Raw genomic sequence first — 20,573 nt, 5'->3', positions numbered from 1 at the left:
ACTATTGTGAAGACGTGACTGACCTCAGCACGGCGATAGCGACCACACTGCAGGCCGCCCGCCAGGCCCGCGGCCTCTCCGGCGGCGCGCTCGCCGACCGCTCCGGCGTCTCCCGGGCCATGATCAGCAAGATCGAGCGCGGCGAGACCCAGCCGACCGCCGTGCTGCTGTCCCGGCTCGCGGCGGCGCTGGGCATGACGCTCTCGGAGCTGGTCGCGCGTGCCGAGCAGGACCAGAAGCGGCTTGCCAGGAAGGACGACCAGCCCACCTGGACCGACCCGGAGACCGGCTACGTCCGCCGCGCGGTCTCCCCGGTGGCCGGCGGGCCGCTCGAACTGGTCCATGTCGAGCTGCCCGCCGGCGCCGAGGTCGCCCAGCCCGCCGAGTCGTACGCGCTGGCGCACCACCAGATCTGGGTCCTGGCCGGCCGGCTGACGTTCCGCGAGGGGGACGTCGAGCACGACCTCGGCCCGGGTGACTGCCTCCAGCTCGGCGCGCCGCAACCCTGCGCGTACGTCAACAGGAGCGACGCGCCGTGCCGGTACCTGGTGGTGCTGGCCAGGCGCTAGACCGCCGGGTAGCGGTTGTAGTCGGGGAAGTTGCCGTACAGCAGCTCGTCCACCGGTCCCTGCGTGACGGCGTGGACCAGGTGCACGCCGCCGACGAACGCGCCCTTCCACGACCCGCCGCGCCCGCCGAAGGGCTCCTCGCGGTCGCCGCGGGAGCGGGGCTTGTTGATGCCGACCTTGAACGCCTGGACGTGCTCGGCCAGGTCGCTCGCCAGGTCCTCGTCGTCACACGCGATGGTCGCCACGAGCGCGCCGTTGGACGCGTTCATCTGCGCCAGCAGCTCGGCCTTGGTGTCCACCACGACGATCGTGTCGACCGGGCCGAACGGCTCCTCGTGCATGAGCCGCGACGCGCCGGGCGGGGCGAGCAGGGTGGTCGGCGCGACGTACGCGGACGTGTCCTGCCCCGGCAGGAACCGGCCCTGGTCGAGCGAGCCGCGGTACAGCGGCACCGCGCCGTGGCGCAGGGCCTCCGCCACCCGCTTGCCCAGGTCCCGCGCCTTGGCGGCGGAGATCAGCGACCCGAAGTCCAGGCTCGGCAGCTCCGCCTTCTCGTCGTCGGCGTCGGCCGCCAGCGGGTGCCCGAACCTGATCGACTGCACGACCGGCAGGTACGTCGCGAGGAACGAGTCCACCAGCTCGCGCTGGACCACGAACCGCGGGTAGGCGGTGCAGCGCTGCTTGGCGTACTCGAAGCCCTTCTTCAGGTGCTTCGCGAGACCGTCCCAGTCGGAGAACTCCCAGATGCCCCAGCAGTTCAGGCCCTCCTGCTCGAGCATGTGCCGCTTGCCGGTGTCGACGAGCTGCGCGGCGACCTTGCCGCCGTTGTCGCGGCCACCGACGAACGCGAGCGCGCCGATCTCCATCGACCGCACCAGCGCGCCGGACAGCTTCGAGCCGTCCCCCGACACCAGCGTGACCGGCAGGCCGGCGTCGTTCATGAGGGCGTGCGCGACGGTGAGGCACACCGCGCCGCCCTGCGTCGGGGTCTTGGCGATCACCGCGTTGCCGGCCAGGAGCTGGACCAGCTCGGCGTGCACCAGCACCGACATGGGGTAGTTCCAGCTCGCGATGTTGCTGACCGGACCCGACAGCGGCGTGCGCTCGAACGGGCGGCCGTGGGCGTCGGTCGCGAGCATCTCGTCGACGTTCTCGAGGTACCAGCGGACGCCGTCCAGCGCGCGGTCCACGTCCGCGCAGGCCAGCTTCCACGGCTTGCCGATCTCCCAGGCGAGCAGCAGCGCGAGGTCGTCGCGGACCTCGGTCATCGCGTCGACCGCCGCCGTGACGCGGGCCTTGCGCTCGGCGAGCGGCACGTCCGCCCACTCGCGGTGCTGCTGGTGCGCGGCCGACACCGCCTTCTGCGCGGTCGGCTCGTCGATCTTCGACAGCTGACCGATCGTGGACTGGTCGACCGGCGAGGTCATCGGGGACCGCTCGCCGCCGTCCTGCCAACGGCCCTCGTACAGGTTCCGCAGGCGGTCACCGGCGAAGCCCTCGGGTGCCACCTGGGCGACCCGTTCCGTCAACCGCGCCCACTGTGCGTGCTCGGGGATGCGCAAAGCCACGACCAAACCTCCATCGCATGGACGAGATCCCGTCAACGATGGTTACCCGTCACGATGGAGAAGTCATAGAGTCTGCGTCGGACGTCACGCCCAGAAAGAGGGCCGGGTGCCCCTGTTGGAGACGCCCGACTCCCCCAGTGGTACCTGGCTACGGCTCGTCTTCGAACCGCTTGCGGAAGCGGTCCTCCATCCGTTGCGAGAACGAGCTTCGGCGCGCCTTGGGCGTGCCTCCACCTTCACCGTTCTCGGCGGCCTCCTCGCCGTCCCCGCCTCGTCGTATGGCGGAGAGCGTGAGCAGCGCACCGAAGAACATGACCAGGAAGCCGAGCAAGCTGACTACGGGAACACCGCCAGGCTTCAGCGGCAGGATGACTCCCAGGACCAGAAGGGCGACACCCAGCACGAACAGCGCGATGCCCTGGAGGCGTCGACGCCGTGAGGGGCGGCGCAGTCGTGCACCCCGCACGCTGGAGGCGAATTTGGGATCCTCGGCGTAAAGCGCACGCTCAATCTGGTCGAGCAGTCGCTGCTCGTGCTCGGAGAGTGGCATCAGTTCCTCCTCCGGCACAGCGGTCGCGAGCGCCGGGCGATACGGGTCATGGCCGCCGGACCCGGCGGGCGCCCCACTGTGGGGGCGTCACCCTCCAGGATACGAGCCGCGAGCCTCCGCGACTACCCGATCCGGAATCATGGTCGTATGCATCAGCAAAACCCGGCCGATCCCGAGTGTGCCACTAGGCCGCTCGGCCCTAGTCAGGTGGGTTGATGGACCCGGCGACCGCCCTTCGGCAGATCGCGTTCCTACTCGAACGTGTAGCCGAGCCCACACACAAGGTACAGGCATTTCGCCGCGCCGCGGCGGTGGTGGACGGACTGGGCGACGGCGAGCTGGCCGCCCGGGTGGCGGCCGGGACCCTCACCGCGCTGCCGTCCATCGGCAGGACGACCGCGGCCGTGATCACCGAGGCGGCCCGCGGCGAGTCCCCCACCTACCTCCAGCGCCTGCTGGCCGGCGGCCTGACGCCGCTGGTCCCCGGCGGCGACGACCTGCGGGCGGCCCTGCGGGGCGACTGCCACACGCACTCCGACTGGTCGGACGGCGGCAGCCCGATCCGGGAGATGGCCGAGACGGCGAAGCTGCTCGGGCACGACTGGATAGTCCTGACCGACCACTCGCCGCGGCTCACGGTCGCCAACGGGTTGTCCGCCGAGCGCCTGCGCCGCCAGCTGGACGTGGTGGCCGAGCTGAACGGCGAACTGGCGCCGTTCCGGATCCTGACCGGCATCGAGGTCGACATTCTCGACGACGGGGCGCTCGACCAGGAGCCGGAACTGCTGGCGCGGCTGGACGTGGTGGTCGGGAGCGTCCACTCCAAGCTGCGGATGCCGCGCCAGGAGATGACCAGGCGCATGCTGGCGGCCGTCGCCGATCCCCACCTGGACATCCTCGGGCACTGCACCGGCCGGCGCGTGCGCGGCCGGCCCCGGCCGGAGTCGGAGTTCGACGCGGAGCAGGTGTTCGCCGCGTGCCGCGAGCACGGGGTGGCCGTAGAGATCAACTCCCGCCCGGACCGGCTCGACCCGCCGCGCCGCCTGCTGAGGATGGCCGTGGAGCTGGGCTGCGTGTTCTCGATCGACAGCGACGCGCACGCGCCGGGCCAGCTGGACTGGCTGCAGTACGGCTGCGCACGTGCCGAGGAGTGCGGCGTGCCAGCCGACCGGGTGGTCAACACCAGGACAGCCGCCGAGATCGTGCGGTGGACGGAGCGCGGCGGAGGTGGCGGGTGAGGGAGCCCGATGACGTGGCGGACGGGGTCCGGGTCGTGGCCGGGGCCAGGCGGATCACCGTGCTGTCCGGCGCCGGTGTGTCGACCGACTCGGGGATCCCGGACTTCCGCGGCCCCAACGGGCTGTGGACCCGCGACCCGACCGCCGAGCGCATGTCGTCGTACAAGGACTACCGCGACGACCCGGCGGTGCGGCGCCGCTCGTGGCAGTCCCGGCTGGCACACCCCGCGTGGACGGCGTCGCCCAACGCCGCGCACGAGGCCCTGGTCTCGCTGGAACGGGCGGGCCGGCTGGTGGCACTGGTGACCCAGAACATCGACGGCCTGCACCAGCGCGCCGGCTCGACGTCGGTCCTGGAACTGCACGGCACGATGCACGAAACGGTGTGCCTGACCTGCGCCGACCGCCGTCCGATGCGCGCGGCGCTCGACCGGGTGGCCGCCGGTGAGGACGACCCGCCGTGCCTGGTGTGCGGCGGCATCCTGAAGTCCGCGACCATCTCCTTCGGGCAGCCGCTGGACACCGACGTGCTGATGGCCGCGCGCGACGCCGCGCTGTCCTGCGACCTGATGCTGGCCGTGGGGAGTTCGCTGTCCGTGCAGCCGGCGGCGGGCCTGGTGGGGCTGGCGGCGCAGGCGGGCGCGACGGTGGTCATCTGCAACGCGTCGGAGACCCCGTACGACGGCGTGGCGTCGGTCGTGCTGCGCGGCCCGCTGAGCGAGGTGCTCCCGGCGCTGGTCAGCTGACGCGGACGCCGGCTTCCTGAAGTGCCTCCTCGACCCGCAGACGCTCGACCTCCCGGTCGACGCCTTCGCTGATCGTGTCCAGCCGGTGCGGCACGTCGACGGCCTGGCAGGCCTGGATCAGCAGGGCGTCGTAGGCCTGCCTGGTGGCCCGGCGACGGACCGCCGGCGTGCCGGCGGGGAACTCGGTGAGCGCCCGGTGCACACGCCGGAGATCGGCGGCGAGCCGCTCGATGGGCGGGCGGTCCGGCTGGGGTCCGCGCCGCTTCCGCAGATGGGCCCCCACGGCGTCAACGGTCCGGGGCAGCCGCAGGAGCAGCCAGAACAACGCGCTGGGCGCGACCACCGCGATCGCGAGCAACACCAGGTTGCCGACCATGGCCCGAGATTCTAGTGCCGCCGCCCAGGATCGGTGGTCACGCTTCTGCCGCCCCGCCCGTCACCGTCGGCGGTTGGACTGGTCCGAGCTGGTGCCAAGGAGCGACGCCGGGCGGATGGCGGCGCCGCCGAACTTGGCTCTGGCCTGGTCGGCGGCCTGGTCCGCGTCGCGCCAGCCGCGTTCCGGGGCGTCGAGCAACAGTTGCTGGCCGCCGGCCGCGCCTTCCTCCAGCTGCTCCATGCGCACGCCGATCAGGCGCACGGCACCCGGTGGGGTCTGCTCGTCCAGCAGCCGGCACGCGGTGCGGAAGATCTCCTGGGTGACGTCCGTGGCCACGGGCAGCGTGCGGGAGCGGGTGATCGTCGTGAAGTCGCCGAAGCGGACCTTGATCGACACCGTGCGGCCCCGGAGGTCGCGGCGGCGCAGCGTGGACGCGGTGCGTTCGGACAGGCGCAACAGCTCCTGCTTGACGACCTCGCGATCCGTCTGGTCGACCTCGAACGTCTCCTCGGCGCCGACCGACTTGTCGACCGACTCGGGCTCCACCGCACGGTCGTCGTGGCCGTTGGCGAGCGTGTGCAGGTGCTCGGCGGCCGCCACGCCGATGGCCCTGCGCAGCCGGGGCAGCGGCATGGCGGCCACGTCGGACACCCGGTTCAGGCCGATCGCCGCCAGGCGCTCGGCCGTCTTCTTGCCCACACCCCACAGCGCGGACACCGGCAGCGGGTGGAGGAACTCCAGGATGTCGGTCCTGGGCACCACCAGCATGCCGTCCGGCTTGGCCAGACCGGAGGCCAGCTTGGCGACGAACTTGGTCGACGCCACCCCCACCGAACAGGTGATCCCCCAGTCGGCCGCCACCCGCACGCGGATCTGCTCGCCGATCTCGCCGGGGGTCATGCGCAGCCGACGCAGCGCGCCGCGCACGTCCAGGAACGCCTCGTCCAGGCTCAGCGGCTCCACCAGCGGGGTGATCTCGCGGAAGATCGCCATCACCCCGGCCGAGGCCTCGGTGTACAGCGAGAACGTCGGCGGCAGGAACACGGCGTGCGGGCACAGCCGGCGGGCGTGCGCGGTGGGCATCGCCGACCGGACGCCGTACGTCCTGGCGAGGTAGTTGGCCGAGCTGACCACCCCGCGCCCACCGATGCCACCGACGACGACCGGCTTGTCCGTCAGCTCGGGGCGCTCGCGGATCTCCACGGACGCGTAGAAGGCGTCCATGTCGACGTGCAGCACCGCGCAGCCGGTGTCATCCGGCCAGGTGCCGTCCTTCGCCTTGTAGCGGTCCACCAAACCGCGCGGCAGCTCCCCGCTCCGACCCATGGGGGGCAGCTAAGCAGATGCCACCGACAATGCCGCGTCGCGTGCCGGCCGCCGGTCGGTCAGCCGCACCGCTGGCACCTCACCGGCGGAGATTCAGTTGTCCCTGACGACGCGTTCGTCGTCGTCGATGTCGTCTGTGTCGGCTGTCTCCTCGTCTGTTGTTCGGATCACCGGGCGTGGTCGTGGGCGGCCGACGGTGCGCAGCACCCGGGCCAGCAGGAGGTTCAGCGCCAGCGCCACCTCGCGGGAGCCCGGTGTGCCCCAGGTGTGGATCGGCACGCAGGCGCCCTGTGCCTGCTGGACGGCCAGGCGGTCCGGCAGCGCGACCGGCATGACCAGGTTGCCGAAGTGCTCTCGCAGCTCCGCGATGCGGTACTGGTGCTCGTAGGACTGCGGCCGCACCCGGTTCACCACCACGCCGAGTGGTGACAGCTCCGGGTTGTGCTCCTCGGCCGCCTGCTCGACCGCCTCGAAGGCCCGTTGCGCGCCGGACACCGCGAAGAGCGTCGGCTCCGTCACCAGCAGCGCGCCCTGCGCGGCCCGCAGTGCCGACTTGGTCAGCCGGCCGAGTGAGGGCGGGCAGTCGAGCAGCACCAGCTGGTAGGGCAGGTCTCCCTCCTCCGCCAGGTGTTTGACCTCGGCGAGCGCTCTGCTGAGTTTCTCGAGCCTCCTCGGGTCGGGGTCCTGGTCGTTGAGCAGCTCGAGGTCCTCGGACCCGACCAGCACGTCGACCTCCTCGCCCCAGCCGCTGCGGGCGATCGCCTCCCGCAGGACCGACGGCCGAGGAGTCTCCAGCACGTCGGCGAGCGTCGCCTTGGTGTCCTCCGGGTCGAGCGTGGCCGTCGCGTTGCACTGCGGGTCCAGGTCCACCACCAGCGTGCGCGTACCTCGCCGCTGCGCGGCCGAGGCCAAGCCGAGGACGATGGTCGTCTTCCCGACGCCACCCTTGAGGCTGAGCACCGCCACCGTTTGCACGCTGTGCACCCTACGGGGCCTACGCTTCCGGTTCATGCGACCGGATGCAGTTCGCCTCGCGCTCGACGCCGAGCTGGCCGCCGCGCGCCACCGCCGCGCCGGCGAACCGCCACGCGTGCTCGACGTCGGTGGAGGTAGCGGCGTGCTCGCGGTGCCGTTCGCGGCCGCCGGCTGCGCGGTGACCGTCGTCGAGCCCAACCCGAACGCGCTCGCGACGCTCTCCCGCCGCGCCGCGGACGCGGGGGTCGGCAACCGGATCACGGCCGTCCAGGCGGACAGCGACGCCCTCGGGCAGGTGGTGCCCACGGGCTCGGCGGACCTCGTGGTCGCGCACGGGCTCCTCGAGGTCGTCGACGACCCGAAGAACACGGTCGCCGCGATGCTCGACGCGGCGGCGCCCGGCGGCGCGGTGTCGGTGCTGGTCGCCAACCGGATGGCGGCGCTCCTGCACCGGGCGATCGCCGGCAGGCTGGACGAGGCCGCCACGCTTGCCCAGGACGGAACAGGACGCCTCCCCACCGAGACCCTGCTGCGCCGCTACGACACGGACGCTCTGCTCGCGTTGCTGACCGACGCCGGTCTGGTGGTGGAGCTGGTGCAGGGGCATGGCGTGCTGAGCGAGCTGGTGCCCGGTTCGGTGTTGCAACAGGACCTGTCGGCGCAGGACGCCCTGGCCGCCTTGGAGCTGCGGCTGGCGCCCGTTCCGCCGCTGCGGGACATCGCCGCTCGCCTCCACGTGCTGGCACGGAAGCCGACGACCGGTAGCTGAGGGTGAGCTGTTGTGTGACTCGAAGGCGGCAGGTCGCAGTGGGGCTTCCTCGGCAGCGGGTGGCGCGGCTAGCTTCCCTGGCGGCGACAGGACCCACTGCGGCTTCTCCGAGAGCGGGTAGCGCAGCTAGCTTCCTCGACGGCAGCAAGACCCACCAGAACAGCTCCGGGGGAACGGGGAGCGCGGCCAGCTTCCCCGGCGGCAGCAAGACCGCCAGAACTTCCCCGGTAGCGGGCGACGCGGCCAGCTTCCTCGACGGCAGCAGGACCCACCAGAACTTCCCCGACAACGGGTAGCGCAGCGAACTTCCTCGACAGCGGCAGGACCACCGGAACTCCCCCGACAACGGGCGGCCCGGCGAGCTTCCTCAGCGGCGGCAGGACCCACCGGAGGGTGGCGCTGGGGGGACTCGTCAGCCGATGCAGATCAGGGACGAGCAGGTGGTCGTCGTGGTGGTGGGGGCCGTGGTGGTCGTCGTGGTGGTGGTTGTTCTGCGGGTCGTGGTCGTGGTGGTGGTCGATGTCCGGGACGCGGTGGTGGAGGTCGTGGTCGTCGTCGGGGTGGTGGTTGACGTGGTGGTTGTGGTCGACGACGAGTCCGACCGCCGCGGCGAGGCGGAGGTGCTGGTGGCGGTGGAACCGGCCGACTGCGAGGCGGGGGGGATCGGCTCCACCGCGCCTAACTCGGAGGGGTCGCGTTCGGGTGGGTCGTGGTCGAGCATGCCGAGGGCGAACAACGTGCAAGCGATCGCACCCACGACGGCGCCCACGGCCAGCCGACCGTGTCCCTGCTGCAGGGTGGACCCCATGTGGTGTCCTTCAGGTGAGTCCAGCGACCACTGGTAGTGATCGAGCAATGTACATCACCCGATCGAGTGGGTCACGTTCGGATCACAGAAGTGATCTTTGCCGTCCGCAAACGGGCCTCGGTGCAGGGCTTCTTCCCGTGCCGGAAGGGGCCTCGGCTCGGCGTTCGTCCGCTCAGGGTGAATGGGCGGTAAATGACTTTGCCGGATCGGCCGATCGCCCGTACTGTCGTTGGTACACGAGAAAGGAGGTGGTCCAAAGGTGTATTCCCATAGGACTCGTGAGGTGGCTGTCCGCTAGGACCACCCGAACCGGACATGGTTTGCCGGCCGCGCAACACGGCCCGACATCGGCTTTGCTGGTGCTGTAGACGCGCGGTGTGGTCGGCGAATACCAGGCAGTCACCCAGCCCCCGGCGCTCTCAGGGACCTAGTCCGCCCCTGGGCCTGCACAAGCAGGAGAAAGCCCGGGGGCTGTTTTATTGTCCGGGACTTCCGAATTCCCTACTCCCCCAGCTCGGCGAGCTTCCGCTCCACCTCCTGCACCGACCGCCACGCCTGGCCCGCTCGCCGCTCGGCGTCCTTCACGGACCTGCTCGCCGAGCCCACACGGCGGCGGGCGTCCTTCTCCGCCGACTCCGCGGCGTCCAGTTCCTCGTAGACCTTGCGCACCCGCTCGGTCGCCTCGTCGGCCGCCTGCTGGGCCGCCTCGAGGATGCGTTCCTCCTCCTTGCGGTCCGCCTCCGCCTCCTTCACCGCGGCGCGGGCGTCCTCCAGCTCCTTCCGGAGCGCCGCCTGTTGGCGTTCCAGGTCCGCCTTCTCGCGGTCCGTGCGCTGGCGACCCTTCCTGGGACGCGCCGCCACGCTCGCCGCCAAGGCGTCGGCCAGGCCGGCTTCGGGCTCGGCGCCGGTGGCCGGCCAGGACCCCACCTCGAGGTCCTTCGCCGAGGTCAGGCGGCCGGCCAGCAGCACCTTGGCGACCTCCGGGTTGGTGATGGCCGTCGTGAAGATGTCCTCCAGCTCGCGGGTGACCGACTCGGTCAGCTGGGTCACCCTGCCCGCCTGCTTCAGCAGCGTGTTGACCAGCCTGGTCCGCTGCTGAGTCAGTGCCCGCAGCTCCGCGCCGGCCAGGTTGGCGTGCGCCTCCCGCAACGCCTCCCCCAGTGACACCACCTGGTCGACGTCCGAGGACGGGTCGCGGGCCAGCTGGTTGGCCACCCACGCCGACGTCGTGGGCTTGGCCAGCTTGTCGATCCGCGCCGCCAGGCGCGCGTTCCCGGCGTCCTTCGCCTGCCTGGACAGTTCCTTGCGGCGCGCGGTGAAGTCCTCGCGGGCACCGGCGTACAACTCGTCGGCGGCGGCGTCCAGCTCCTCGGGCACACCCCCATCCTGCCGCGCACCACCCAGTGGAACGATGCTCGGGTGGTCTACCAGCGGGTCGTGCGACGTGCCTTGTTCCGGATGGGTGGCGGCGACGCCGAGGTCGCGCACGAGCGCACCCTGCGCATGACCGCCCGGCTCGGCGCCCTACCACCCGTCGTCGCGGGGTTGCGGCGGTACTTCGGCGCCGCCGCGCCACGCACCGTGTTCGGCGTCCGGTTCCCCGGACCGGTCGGGCTCGCGGCCGGGATGGACAAGGACGGGCGCGCCCTGCGGGCCTGGCCGGCGTTCGGCTTCGGATTCCTCGAGGTTGGCACGGTGACCCGGCACGCCCAGCCGGGCAACCCACGCCCCCGGCTGTTCCGGCTGCCGGCCAGCGGGGCCGTGATCAACCGGATGGGGTTCAACAACGGCGGCGCCGCCGCGCTGGCGGCCCGACTGCGGGCGTCGGGGCCGCTCCCGGTGCCGCTGGGCGTGAGCATCGGCAAGTCCAAGGTGACGCCGGTCGAGGAGGCCGTCGAGGACTACCGGTCGTCGCTGCGGGAACTGGCGCCGTACGCGGACTACTTCGCGGTGAACGTCAGCTCACCCAACACCCCCGGACTCCGGGGCCTGCAGGACAAGGCGGCACTCGACGAGCTGCTGGGCGCGCTGGACACGACCGTGCCGCTGCTGGTGAAGATCGCGCCGGACCTGACCGAGCACGCCATCGCCGACGTGCTGGAAGTCTGCGCGGCCCACGGCGTCGCCGGCCTGATCGCCACGAACACCACGCTCTCCCGGGACGGGCTCGCGCCCCAGGACGCCCCACGAGCCGCGGAGACCGGCGGCCTGAGCGGTCGGCCCCTCACGGCCAGAGCGCTCGAGGTGGTCACGTTCGTGGCCAAGGAGAGCACCCTGCCGATCATCGGTGTGGGCGGCATCCACTCCGCCGACGACGCGCTGCGCATGCTCGACGTGGGCGCCTCACTCGTGCAGGTCTACACGGGGTTCATCTACGAGGGACCGGGGCTGGTCCGGGCGATCAACCGCGCGGAGGCGGCACGCGGTGGGGACGGCCGGCCTGGTTGAGGACCGGCACCCGATCGGATTCACGTTCTGGCGTCGCCGCCGACGCCGGACGCGTCACCGCTCCCGACGAGCGTCACCCGCACGCCGCCGAACCTGCCAGGCCGCGACCACTTTCGTCGAACTCACCGGTCCGCCGCGTTGGACACGCGGGCAGTGCGCGTTGGACACGCGGTTGTTGGACACGCGGTTACTGGGAGAGTTCGCGGAGGGCTACCGCCAGGCCGGCCAGGCGGTCGGTCGCGTCGGCCAGTTCCTGTTTCGGCCCCGCCGACGAGCTGGCCGCCACGACGCGGCCGGCGGCCGCCAGCAGGCCGCGGTAGCCGGTCAGGCCCTCGTCCAGCTGTTCGCGTAGGCGGCGGACGCCGTCGATCAGGGGGGCGCGTTCCATGGGCGGGGCGTGGTCCCGGGCCAGTTCGACCGCGGTCAGCTGGGCCGCCACCGCCCGTAACGCCAGGGCCGCCTCCGCGGCCGCGCGTTCGGCCTCCTCGACCGACTCCAGCGGCACCGATGCCGGGGTGCCCTGGGTGCCGGACAGCTGCCGCACGAGCTGGGTCAGCGCGTCCTCGGCCTCGGACAGGCGTTGCATCGGCTCGTACGCGGCCGAGCCCTTCGGCGGCAGCGGCGGGCGGACCGCGGCGGTGACCGCCGGCCTGTGTTGCTCGTCGAAGCGTTCGGCGGCGCGCCTGAGCAGGACCATCCGGCGGGCGGAGCGGATCGAGAGGGCGCCGGTGGCGGTCACGCCGGCGACACCGCTCGCGATCATCATCGCGTCCGCGCCGTCGCCGACCATGCCCGAGAACGCCATGGCCACGTAGACGATCAGGAACACGCACAGGATCGCCCACGTCACCGCCCACCGCGACGCCCACAGCCGCTTGCGTTCCAGCCGGCGGCGTTGGCGCTCGATGCGCACGGCGTCGTCGCGGCTGCGCGCCAGCGCCTGCTGGGTACGTTCCATCGCGCCCTGGACGTGGGACATGACGTTGTCGCGCACGTCCGCGTTCAGGTACTTCTGGACCATCTGGGTCAGCTGGTAGATGTCCCGGCCACGCGCCGCCATCGGCAGCCTCCCCTGACTCAACTCGGACAGGCTCAGTTGCTCTGCCCGTTCGCCTTCTGCTCCTGGGCCACGCGCTGGGCGATCTCGCTCTGGATGTTCTGCTGCGCCGAGGCCGGCGTGGCCGAACCGCTGGTGACCTGCGGCGCACTGCCGGCCATGGACGCGCGGATCTGGTCCAGCCGGGAGCGGCCGGCCAGCTCCGTGGTCGACGCCTGAACCTCCAGCATGCGGCCCTGCACCGAGTTCTGCGCCAGCTCCGCGGACCCGAGCGCGGTCGTGTACCGCTTCTCGATCTTGTCGCGGATCTCCTCGAGCGACGGCGTGTTGCCGGGCGCGGCCAGCTCGCTCATCTGGTTGAGCGACTTGGACACCTGCTCCTGCATCTTCGCCTGCTCGAGCTGGCTCAGCAGCTTCGTGCGCTCGGCCAGCTTGTTCTGCAGCATCATGGCGTTGCGCTCGACCGCGCTCTTGGCCTGCGTCGCCGCCTGCAGCGCCTGGTCGTGCAGCGTCTTCAGGTCCTCGATGTCCTGCTCGGCCGTGACGAGCTGGGTCGCGAACGACTCCGCGGCCTGCTCGTACTGCGTCGCCTTGGCCTCGTCACCCTTGGCCCGCGCCTCGTCGGCCAGCACCAGTGCCTGGCGCGCCGACGCCTGCAGCTTCTCGACGTTGCCGAGCTGCCGGTTGAGCTTCATCTCCAGCTGGCGCTGGTTGCCGATCACGGCGGCGGCCTGCTGGGAGAGCGCCTGGTGCTGCCGCTGGCTCTCCTCGATGGCCTGCTGGATCTGCACCTTGGGGTCGGCGTGCTCGTCGATCTTCGACGAGAAGGCCGCCATCAGGTACTTCCAAGCCTTCACGAACGGGTTGGCCATCTCCTCCGCCTGCCTTCTCCGCGCTGGTCGCTTCTCACCGTGTGCCATACCCCGGATCACCGGTTTGTATGGCAACGCCCCGTCATCACTGTGGGTTCCATCGTGTCAGGTGGGCGGTGCTCCTCACCACTGGACCCGGCAGAAATCAGGAACCATTCAGGGATGGCCCTGACCTGCCGGACCGATCTCGGGGTTCGCCGCACCGCGCACCTCGACCAGGCCTTCCCGCAGGCCGTCGAGCCTACCCGCGAGTGCGGCCGTCGCGTCGGAATTGACCGAAAACGCACTGGTGGTGCTCGTGATCAGCTCGGCCAGCTCGTCACGCGCCCGCTCCAGCTCCATGACCGTCGCCTGCATCCTGGCCAGCAGCGCGTCCCGGGACTCCCGCTGCCGGGCCGCGGCACCGAGCCGCGCGTCCACCGCGGCCAGTGACCGCGCCAGGTCGGCGGCCGCCGGGGTGCCCTGAGCCTCGGCGACGGCCACTGTCAGGGTCCGGCGCTCGTCCTCCAGGGACGGCACGGGGATGCCGGCGAGGGCGTGGTCCAGCTCGGCCACCTGACCCGCGGTGATGCGCAGCTCCATGACCACCTGCTCGGCATCCGCCGCCAGCCCGACGAACGCCGGCTGCTCGGCCGTGGTGGCGTTCAACTCACGCAGCACCCGCTCGCCACGCGAGGTCCAGACCTGGGCGGGGCTGCCCATCAGCGGCTGCCGCCCCACCGCGGGGCCGGGTTCGAGCCGTTGGCGGCGCGTACTGCGGATCATCAACGGGACCGTGACGAGCGCCGCGACACCAATCACCACGAGCACGATCACCAGAGCCACCACGGCCCCAGCCTAACCACCCACGACAAAAGAGCCGCCCGGAACGCTTCCGCGTCCGAACGGCCCTGTCACGGCTGAAACCAGCCAGCACGAGTCGACCCCGTTGCCGAGCCATGCTCCACCTCGGCCTCACCCCGCCCGGCCCCCGGCCCCGCCCGGCGCCAGACGGCGGTCACGCCGCGAAGATCGCACCAGCTCCACTCAGCGAGGACTCCATGCGGTGACTGAGCACCGGCTGGAGCCGCAGGTCCGCCAGGTTGTCCCCGACCACCGCGGGGACCAGGCGACCGCCCTCGACCGAACCCACCGACGCGCGTGCTCCGGTCTTGTCCCCGGAAGCTCCCACGTCGCTCCGCTCGGCCTGTGGCGCGGCCTCTGGCAGCTCGACCGACTCGAGTGCTCCGATGTCGGCCGCGACGTTGTGCAGCAGGGCGGACAGCGGTAGGTCCAGCGCCTCGCAGATGGCGGCGAGCAGCTCGCTCGACGCCTCCTTTCGGCCGCGCTCGACCTCGGACAGGTATCCCAGGCTCACCCTGGCGGCTCGGGAGACCTCACGCAGCGTGCGTCGCTGGTTCGTGCGGGCGTGTCGGAGCCGATCACCGATCGCCTCGCGCAACAGCACGGTCATCGCTCGCCTCCCTTCAAGATCATCCGCCGGATCGGGTGGGTCCGGCATGGTGCCCACGTTACCGAGACCTTGCGATCATCGGCAGCGACATCACCGTCCGTACGCCAAGGGCGAACGACCGGCCACACCCAGGTGTTCCCCCAAGTATGACCGCCACACTTGAGCCCGGCGCTAGTCTCGCTGGTCCGCCAGTGCTCTGAGCAGGTCCAACGCCGTCCGGACGGCCGCGGCGCGCACCTGGTGGCGGTTGCCGTCGAACCCGATCGTGCGAACTTCGGCGGCGTCGGGTCCCGACACGCCGATGTGCACGACACCCGGTTCGATACCATCCTGCGGCTCGGGGCCGGCCACTCCCGTGAGCCCGATGCCCCACGTGGACCCGCAGGTCACCCGCGCGCCGTCCGCCAGCTGGGCGGCCACCGCCGGGTACACGGGCCCGTGCTCGGCCAGCAGCTCGCCGTCCACGCCGGCCAGCTCGTGCTTGAGCGACGTCGCGTACACGACCAGCCCGCCGCGGACCACGGCCGACGAGCCGGGCACGCTGGTCAACACCGCCGCGACCAGCCCACCGGTGAGGGACTCGGCGGTCGCGACCGTCTCTCCCCTGTCTCTCAACGCACCGATCAGCCCGGTTAGTCCCTCGACGTCGACGCCGACCGCCTCGGCGAGCGGGTTCCTAGCCACGCGCGGCCCGCAGCCGCAGCGCGCGCACCACGTAGTCGAGGCCGGTGACCACGGTCAGCACCAGCGCGATGCCCATACCCACCCACAGCAGCGGGTCGAGCGCGGCCGGCAGCGGCAGCAGGTACAGCCCGATCGCGATGATCTGGGCGAACGTCTTCACCTTGCCGCCGTAGCTCGCCGCGATCACCCCGTAGCGGATCACCCAGAAGCGCAGCAGCGTCACGCCGACCTCACGGACCGCGATCGTCAGCGTCACCCACCACGGCAGCTCGGCCAGTACGGACAGCCCGAAGAGCGCGGCGCCGGTCAGCGCCTTGTCCGCGATCGGGTCGACGACCTTGCCGAAGTCGGTGACGAGCCCGTACTTGCGGGCCAGGTGGCCGTCGATGTAGTCGGTGATGGAGCCGACGGCGAACACGAGGAACGCCACCATCCGCCACCTGATCGAGTGGCCGTCGGCGGCGAAGAGCGCCAGCAGGAACACCGGCACCAGCACCAGCCTGGTGACGGTCAGGATGTTCGCGATGTTGACGAGCGGTACACGTCGCGGAACGATGCCGCCGGCCGCGCCCAACGCCTCCGGGGTGGTCCCGTCGGCGGGCGTGGCACTCATGACGTCCTCCCGTCCGCTCCGCGGCGCCGGAACGCTCCACCGGCGTGGTGACGGCCAGAACACCGAAGGTTCGCGCCGCGGGCCCCGCTGATCATCCGAGCACCTCTACCGGCCGCACCACCAGGTCGACGCCTTCGGACCCGACCACCTTCCCGACGACGAAGTCACCCACCTCGACCTCGTCGGCGTCGAGCAGCAGGCACTCGCCGTCCACCTCGGGGCCCTGGTGCGCGGCCCGGCCGGCGACCCCGTCCTCGTCGTTGCGCTCGACCAGCACCCGCACCTCGTCGCCGACGCGGTCCTCCGCGCGCTGCGCGGTGAGCTGCTCGACCAGGTCCGACACGCGGGCGACCCGCGCGGCGACCTCGTCGGGATCGAGCTTGCCCGGCAGGGTCTCGGCCTCGGTGCCGTCCTCGTCGGAGTAGCCGAACACGCCAACCACGTCCATCCGTGCCTCGGTGAGGAAGTGCTCCAGCTCGGCCAGCTCCTCCTCGGTCTCGCCGGGGAAGCCGACGATCACGTTGCTGCGGATGCCGGCGTCGGGGGCGAGCGCGCGGATCTGGTCGACCAGCGCGAGGAACGACTCGGTGCCGCCGAAGCGGCGCATCCTGCGCAGCACGGTCGAGCTGGCGTGCTGGAAGGACATGTCGAAGTAGTCGGCGACCCCGTCGGTGCCGGCGATCGCCGCCAGCAGCTGCGGGCGGGTCTCCGCGGGCTGCAGGTAGGACACCCGCACGCGGGCGACGCCCGGCAGCGCGGCGAGGCGTGGGAGCAGCCGGGCGAGCGCGTCCGGGCCGCCGTGCTCGCGGCCGAGGTCCTTGCCGTAGGAGGTGGAGTTCTCACTGACCAGGAACAGCTCGCGCACGCCCTGCTCGGCGAGCCACGCGCCCTCGGCGACGATCTCGTCGGGCGTGCGGGACACGAACGCGCCGCGGAAGGACGGGATGGCGCAGAACGAGCACCGCCGGTCGCAGCCGGACGCGATCTTCAGGGACGCGACCGGGGCGTCGTCGAGGCGCTTGCGCAGCACGCGCGGGCCCCAGCCGTGGCCAGGGACGGACAGGTCGGTGGGCTTGCGCTCCACCGGGGTGATCGGCAGCAGCGTGCGCCGGTCCACGGGCGTGTGCGACGCGACCGGGCGCCCGGCGACGACGTCGTCGAGCCGCGCCCCCAGGTTCGGGTAGTGGTCGAAGCCCAGCACCGCGGCGGCCTCGGGCAGGCTCTCGGCCAGCTCCGCGCCGTACCGCTCCGCCATGCAGCCGACGGCGACCACCTTCGCGCCGGACTCGGCCGCGTCCAGCAGCACGTCGACCGAGTCCTTCTTGGCGGACTCGACGAAGCCGCAGGTGTTCACCACGACCACGTCCGCGCCCTCGGCGTCGTCGCCGACCTCCCAGCCACCCGCGGCGAGGCGGCCGGCCAGCTCCTCGGAGTCGACCTCGTTGCGGGCGCACCCGAGGGTGAGCAGGGCGGCACGGCGCGACGGTGGTGGTGTTGACACGGGGTTCAGAGTAACCGCCGCAGGTGACCAAGCCCGGCCCGATGTGCACGGGACCGGCCGGACGTGGCAGGTTTGGGCGTCGTGAGTGTTGAGCGGGAGCCCGTGGTGGTCCGCAGGGCGCGGGTCACGGACGTGCGTGGGATCAAGACCATCATCGACACCTACGTGGGCAAGGTGCTGCTGGCCAAGGAACTGGTCACCCTGTACGAGGACGTGCAGGAGTTCTGGGTGGCCGAGGTGGGCGGCGAGCTGGTCGGCTGTGGCGGGCTGCACGTGCTGTGGGAGGACCTGGCCGAGATCCGCTCGATCGCGGTGCTGCCGTCCGCGGCCCGGCTGGGCGTCGGCGGCCTGCTGGTCGAGCGCCTGTTGTCGGTGGCGCGGGAGCTGGGGCTGCAGCGGGTGTTCGTGCTGACCTTCGAGACGAAGTTCTTCTCGAGGTTCGGGTTCGTCGAGATCGAGGGCACGCCGGTGACGGCCGAGGTGTACGAGCAGATGCGCCGGTCGGCCGACGAGGGTGTCGCGGAGTTCCTCGACCTGCCCTACGTCAAGCCGAACACGTTGGGGAACTCCCGGATGCTCCTGGAACTCACGGACGCCTGATCGCTACCCGTTCGGTCGCCTCGGCTCAGGCCCTGGACGGGGCCCTCTGGGTCACCGGTACGGCGGGTACTGCCCGGGCTGCGGATACCCCTGCTGGGGATAGCCCGGTTGCGGGTGACCCGGCGGTGGCTGCTGCGGGTAGGCCTGCGGGTAACCGGGCTGCTGGGGGTAACCCTGGGGCGGGTAACCCGCCTGGGGGTACTGCTGCGGGTAGCCGGGCTGTGCGTAACCCGACTGTGGATAACCGACCTGGGGGTAGCCGGCCTGCCACTGCTGGGCCGCCCGCTTCCTGCGGCCGCTCAGGAACACCGCCAGCCAGATCCCGCCGCCGATCACCCCCAGGATGGCCAGCACTTCGAGAATCCCCAGGACGCGCACGGTCCCCCCGTTCGTCGTTCGACTGGGAAGAGCGTAGCGGCCGGCCCAGCTGTGGTGGGCGGGCGGCGGGCCCGCCCACCACACGGGGACTCAGCAGTTGCCCGTCGGGACGCTGCCGGACAGGCGGTCGGCCACCCAGCCGGTGACGGTCGGGCTCATGAGCGCGGCCGTGACGAAGTGCGTGCCGGTGTCGGTGCGCCAGAACGTCACGTTCCCGCCACCGGCGCACCACGCGGCCCGCAGGTCGACGCTCATCCGCGTGGGCAGGATCTCGTCACCGTTGGAGTGGTACAGCAGGACGGGTGCGCGCGGGGTCGTGCCGCCGAGCTTCTGCTCGTTGAGCTTGGCGGCCCATTCCGGCCGGTTGAGCAGGTCCTCGGTCAGGTAGTCGGACAGGTGGTGGCCGGCGTACTTGTCCGACTGCAGCTCGTCGGTGCAGTCGTCGGCGATGTCGGCGACCGCGGCCCGGCCGGTGGCGTTCAGGTACGGGGTCATGTCGAGGTCGGGGTAGGTCATGTCGATGCCGTAGCCCGCGGCGAACACCAGGCCCGCGTTGGGCCCCCCGTCGTCGGCGTCGGCGACCACCTTGAGGTCCGACGGCGGCGCGCCGACCGCGAACGCCTTGATGTTCAGCTCCGGCGCGTAGGTCGGGGCGAGCTGGGCGGCCCAGCCTGCGGCCTGCCCGCCCTGCGAGTAGCCGACGACCGCGGCCTTCGCGTTGCTGGAGAGACCCGTGCCCGGCAGCCGCAGGGCCGCGCGGACGACGTCGAGCGTGGTCTGCCCGGCGGAGCGGCCGGCCATGTAGGTGTGCGGGCCGGGCGTGCCGATGCCCTCGTAGTCGGTCACGGCGACGGCGTAGCCGCGGATGGCGTACTGGTGGATCAGCAGCCCCTCGGTCTCGTCCCCGGCCTCGAGGTGCCGGGACGGCGCGCACTGGTCGCCGAGCCCGTGCGTGCCGGGTGCGTAACCGATGACGGGGGTGTTGGCATTGGCGCCGAACGGCACGATGACCGTCCCGCTGACCGTGATCGGCTGCCCGGTCGTGGACGTCGACCGGTAGGTGATGATCCAGGTGTTCGCGTAGAAGAAGCCGGGCGCACTGATCTTCCGCGCGCTGATGACGTCACCGGCAGCGGCCCGGGGCGCGGCCGCCACGGCCGGGCCCGAGAACGCGACGAGCGCCAGCAGAGCGCACGAAAGCAGGGTGAGCAGGCGGCGAACAGGCATAATCGCTCCTTTGCGATCGGCAGGTTCCGGTTCGCAGACTTGCTACTGGAAGGTAGCTACTCCACAGTAGGCAGCGCGGAGCGGTCCGCATAGGTCCGTTCGGCCTGTTACTCCTCGTCGAAGGTTTCGTCGTCCTCGGTGGTAACCGGACCGCCGCCGCGGATGGTGTACAGGACCGCGTCCAGTTCGTCGGGCTTGACCAGGACGTCGCGGGCCTTGGAGCCTTCCGACGGGCCCACCACGCCTCGGCTCTCCAGGAGGTCCATGAGCCGGCCGGCCTTCGCGAAGCCGACGCGGAGCTTGCGCTGCAGCATGGACGTCGAGCCGAACTGGGAGGTCACGATCAGCTCGGCGGCCTGCAGCAACACGTCCAGGTCGTCGCCGATCTCCTCGTCGATCTCCTTCTTGTCGCCCGCCTTGGCGGCCGTGACGCCGTCGTTGTACTCCGGTTGTGCCTGCTCCTTCACGAACGTGACGATCGAGTTGATCTCCTCGTCGCTCACGTAGGCGCCCTGGACGCGGACCGGCTTCGAGGCGCCCATCGGCAGGTAGAGGCCGTCGCCCATGCCGATCAGCTTCTCCGCACCCGGCTGGTCGAGGATGACCCGCGAGTCCGTCAGCGACGACGTCGCGAACGCCAGCCGGGACGGGACGTTCGTCTTGATCAGGCCGGTGACCACGTCCACCGACGGGCGCTGGGTCGCCAGGACCAGGTGGATGCCGGCGGCGCGGGCCTTCTGGGTGATCCGCACGACCGCGTCCTCGACGTCGCGCGGGGCGGTCATCATCAGGTCGGCCAGCTCGTCGACGATGCA

The 20,573-nt window shown here is 71.6% G+C and carries 23 protein-coding genes; 7 read left to right on the top strand and 16 right to left on the bottom strand.

Features of this window, described 5'->3' with window-relative positions:
* The first annotated feature begins 14 nt into the window (after window positions 1–14).
* On the top strand, window positions 15–569 hold the full coding sequence (locus ACJ73U_RS35190) for a helix-turn-helix domain-containing protein (RefSeq protein ID WP_407782079.1): 555 nt from the start codon (window positions 15–17) through the stop codon (window positions 567–569).
* Here ACJ73U_RS35190 and ACJ73U_RS35185 read toward each other — a convergent pair.
* Together ACJ73U_RS35185 and ACJ73U_RS35180 are read right to left on the bottom strand one after the other, a co-directional pair.
* Complete coding sequence (locus ACJ73U_RS35185; RefSeq protein WP_407782078.1) at window positions 566–2,137, bottom strand: aldehyde dehydrogenase family protein; 1,572 nt, start codon at window positions 2,135–2,137, stop codon at window positions 566–568. The genes ACJ73U_RS35190 and ACJ73U_RS35185 overlap by 4 nt on opposite strands.
* Window positions 2,138–2,285: 148 nt before the next feature.
* Entirely contained in the window at window positions 2,286–2,687 is a 402-nt protein-coding gene (locus ACJ73U_RS35180) for a DUF3040 domain-containing protein (RefSeq protein ID WP_407782077.1), read from the bottom strand.
* 215 nt (window positions 2,688–2,902) lie between these two features.
* On the opposite strand from ACJ73U_RS35180, the gene ACJ73U_RS35175 reads away from it, so the two are divergent.
* Complete coding sequence (locus tag ACJ73U_RS35175) at window positions 2,903–3,925, top strand: PHP domain-containing protein (RefSeq protein ID WP_407782076.1); 1,023 nt, start codon at window positions 2,903–2,905, stop codon at window positions 3,923–3,925.
* Entirely contained in the window at window positions 3,922–4,671 is a 750-nt protein-coding gene (locus ACJ73U_RS35170; RefSeq protein ID WP_407782075.1) for an SIR2 family NAD-dependent protein deacylase, read from the top strand. The genes ACJ73U_RS35175 and ACJ73U_RS35170 overlap by 4 nt, the downstream gene beginning before the upstream one ends.
* Here the strand turns inward: ACJ73U_RS35170 and ACJ73U_RS35165 are convergent.
* The 3 genes from ACJ73U_RS35165 to ACJ73U_RS35155 form a co-directional block, all read right to left on the bottom strand.
* Window positions 4,664–5,047, bottom strand: a complete 384-nt coding sequence (locus ACJ73U_RS35165) for a hypothetical protein (RefSeq protein WP_407782074.1) — start codon at window positions 5,045–5,047, stop codon at window positions 4,664–4,666. The genes ACJ73U_RS35170 and ACJ73U_RS35165 overlap by 8 nt on opposite strands.
* A gap of 60 nt (window positions 5,048–5,107) precedes the next feature.
* Window positions 5,108–6,373, bottom strand: coding sequence for a DNA polymerase IV (locus ACJ73U_RS35160; protein ID WP_407782073.1), 1,266 nt, complete (start codon window positions 6,371–6,373; stop codon window positions 5,108–5,110).
* A 93-nt stretch (window positions 6,374–6,466) separates the two neighbouring features.
* Complete coding sequence (locus tag ACJ73U_RS35155; protein WP_407782072.1) at window positions 6,467–7,348, bottom strand: ParA family protein; 882 nt, start codon at window positions 7,346–7,348, stop codon at window positions 6,467–6,469.
* 34 nt (window positions 7,349–7,382) lie between these two features.
* Between ACJ73U_RS35155 and ACJ73U_RS35150 the strand changes: the two genes are divergently transcribed.
* Together ACJ73U_RS35150 and ACJ73U_RS35145 are read left to right on the top strand one after the other, a co-directional pair.
* Entirely contained in the window at window positions 7,383–8,117 is a 735-nt protein-coding gene (locus ACJ73U_RS35150; RefSeq protein ID WP_407782071.1) for a class I SAM-dependent methyltransferase, read from the top strand.
* A gap of 464 nt (window positions 8,118–8,581) precedes the next feature.
* Window positions 8,582–8,962, top strand: a complete 381-nt coding sequence (locus tag ACJ73U_RS35145; protein ID WP_407782070.1) for a hypothetical protein — start codon at window positions 8,582–8,584, stop codon at window positions 8,960–8,962.
* Window positions 8,963–9,426: 464 nt separating this feature from the next.
* Here ACJ73U_RS35145 and ACJ73U_RS35140 read toward each other — a convergent pair whose 3' ends face one another.
* A complete protein-coding gene (locus ACJ73U_RS35140; protein WP_407782069.1) occupies window positions 9,427–10,302 on the bottom strand; it encodes a hypothetical protein in 876 nt (291 codons plus the stop codon).
* 42 nt (window positions 10,303–10,344) lie between these two features.
* Here ACJ73U_RS35140 and ACJ73U_RS35135 point away from each other — a divergent pair, with 42 nt between their 5' ends.
* A complete protein-coding gene (locus tag ACJ73U_RS35135; RefSeq protein ID WP_407782068.1) occupies window positions 10,345–11,373 on the top strand; it encodes a quinone-dependent dihydroorotate dehydrogenase in 1,029 nt (342 codons plus the stop codon).
* A gap of 187 nt (window positions 11,374–11,560) precedes the next feature.
* Here ACJ73U_RS35135 and pspM read toward each other — a convergent pair whose 3' ends face one another.
* The 7 genes from pspM to rimO all read right to left on the bottom strand — a co-directional run bounded on the left by pspM (window position 11,561) and on the right by rimO (window position 17,553).
* Window positions 11,561–12,433 (bottom strand): phage shock envelope stress response protein PspM, encoded by an 873-nt coding sequence (pspM, locus tag ACJ73U_RS35130; protein ID WP_407782067.1) that lies wholly within the window; start codon window positions 12,431–12,433, stop codon window positions 11,561–11,563.
* Window positions 12,434–12,465: 32 nt separating this feature from the next.
* Window positions 12,466–13,302 carry a PspA/IM30 family protein gene (locus ACJ73U_RS35125; RefSeq protein WP_407782066.1) on the bottom strand — a complete coding sequence of 279 codons (837 nt, stop codon included), beginning with the start codon at window positions 13,300–13,302 and terminating at the stop codon, window positions 12,466–12,468.
* 156 nt (window positions 13,303–13,458) lie between these two features.
* Window positions 13,459–14,130, bottom strand: coding sequence for a hypothetical protein (locus tag ACJ73U_RS35120; protein ID WP_407782065.1), 672 nt, complete (start codon window positions 14,128–14,130; stop codon window positions 13,459–13,461).
* Window positions 14,131–14,299: 169 nt separating this feature from the next.
* The gene (locus ACJ73U_RS35115; protein WP_407782064.1) at window positions 14,300–14,755 is read right to left on the bottom strand and encodes a helix-turn-helix domain-containing protein; all 456 of its coding nucleotides are present in this window, start codon (window positions 14,753–14,755) and stop codon (window positions 14,300–14,302) included.
* A gap of 171 nt (window positions 14,756–14,926) precedes the next feature.
* A complete protein-coding gene (locus ACJ73U_RS35110; RefSeq protein WP_407782063.1) occupies window positions 14,927–15,439 on the bottom strand; it encodes a CinA family protein in 513 nt (170 codons plus the stop codon).
* Window positions 15,432–16,052 (bottom strand): CDP-diacylglycerol--glycerol-3-phosphate 3-phosphatidyltransferase, encoded by a 621-nt coding sequence (gene pgsA, locus ACJ73U_RS35105; RefSeq protein WP_407782062.1) that lies wholly within the window; start codon window positions 16,050–16,052, stop codon window positions 15,432–15,434. The genes ACJ73U_RS35110 and pgsA overlap by 8 nt, the downstream gene beginning before the upstream one ends.
* A 91-nt stretch (window positions 16,053–16,143) precedes the next feature.
* Window positions 16,144–17,553: a 30S ribosomal protein S12 methylthiotransferase RimO gene (rimO, locus tag ACJ73U_RS35100; RefSeq protein ID WP_407782061.1), complete on the bottom strand. Its 1,410-nt coding sequence runs from the start codon at window positions 17,551–17,553 to the stop codon at window positions 16,144–16,146.
* An 81-nt stretch (window positions 17,554–17,634) separates the two neighbouring features.
* Between rimO and ACJ73U_RS35095 the strand changes: the two genes are divergently transcribed.
* Window positions 17,635–18,153, top strand: a complete 519-nt coding sequence (locus tag ACJ73U_RS35095) for an amino-acid N-acetyltransferase (protein ID WP_407782060.1) — start codon at window positions 17,635–17,637, stop codon at window positions 18,151–18,153.
* A gap of 51 nt (window positions 18,154–18,204) precedes the next feature.
* On the opposite strand, the gene ACJ73U_RS35090 is transcribed toward ACJ73U_RS35095, so the two are convergent.
* The 3 genes from ACJ73U_RS35090 to ACJ73U_RS35080 form a co-directional block, all read right to left on the bottom strand.
* Window positions 18,205–18,507, bottom strand: a complete 303-nt coding sequence (locus ACJ73U_RS35090; RefSeq protein ID WP_407782059.1) for a hypothetical protein — start codon at window positions 18,505–18,507, stop codon at window positions 18,205–18,207.
* Window positions 18,508–18,621: 114 nt separating this feature from the next.
* Entirely contained in the window at window positions 18,622–19,758 is a 1,137-nt protein-coding gene (locus ACJ73U_RS35085) for a lipase family protein (protein WP_407782058.1), read from the bottom strand.
* A gap of 107 nt (window positions 19,759–19,865) precedes the next feature.
* The coding region (locus ACJ73U_RS35080; protein WP_407782057.1) for a DNA translocase FtsK at window positions 19,866–20,573 on the bottom strand (708 nt) is incomplete at its 5' end.

The sequence above is a fragment of the Actinophytocola sp. genome (assembly GCF_045807065.1).
In the GTDB taxonomy this organism is placed as follows: Bacteria; Actinomycetota; Actinomycetes; order Mycobacteriales; family Pseudonocardiaceae; genus Actinophytocola.
This window is presented reverse-complemented; position numbering and strand designations above follow the sequence as displayed.

Coding starts and splice junctions, on each gene's coding strand:
- ACJ73U_RS35175 (WP_407782076.1), top strand. CDS start 2,903: ATGGACCCGGCGACCGCCCTTCGGCAGATCGCGTTCCTACTCGAACGT.
- ACJ73U_RS35160 (WP_407782073.1), bottom strand. CDS start 6,373: ATGGGTCGGAGCGGGGAGCTGCCGCGCGGTTTGGTGGACCGCTACAAG.
- ACJ73U_RS35150 (WP_407782071.1), top strand. CDS start 7,383: ATGCGACCGGATGCAGTTCGCCTCGCGCTCGACGCCGAGCTGGCCGCC.
- ACJ73U_RS35125 (WP_407782066.1), bottom strand. CDS start 13,302: ATGGCCAACCCGTTCGTGAAGGCTTGGAAGTACCTGATGGCGGCCTTC.
- ACJ73U_RS35180 (WP_407782077.1), bottom strand. CDS start 2,687: ATGCCACTCTCCGAGCACGAGCAGCGACTGCTCGACCAGATTGAGCGT.
- ACJ73U_RS35165 (WP_407782074.1), bottom strand. CDS start 5,047: ATGGTCGGCAACCTGGTGTTGCTCGCGATCGCGGTGGTCGCGCCCAGC.
- pgsA (WP_407782062.1), bottom strand. CDS start 16,052: ATGAGTGCCACGCCCGCCGACGGGACCACCCCGGAGGCGTTGGGCGCG.
- pspM (WP_407782067.1), bottom strand. CDS start 12,433: ATGGCGGCGCGTGGCCGGGACATCTACCAGCTGACCCAGATGGTCCAG.
- ACJ73U_RS35115 (WP_407782064.1), bottom strand. CDS start 14,755: ATGACCGTGCTGTTGCGCGAGGCGATCGGTGATCGGCTCCGACACGCC.
- ACJ73U_RS35085 (WP_407782058.1), bottom strand. CDS start 19,758: ATGCCTGTTCGCCGCCTGCTCACCCTGCTTTCGTGCGCTCTGCTGGCG.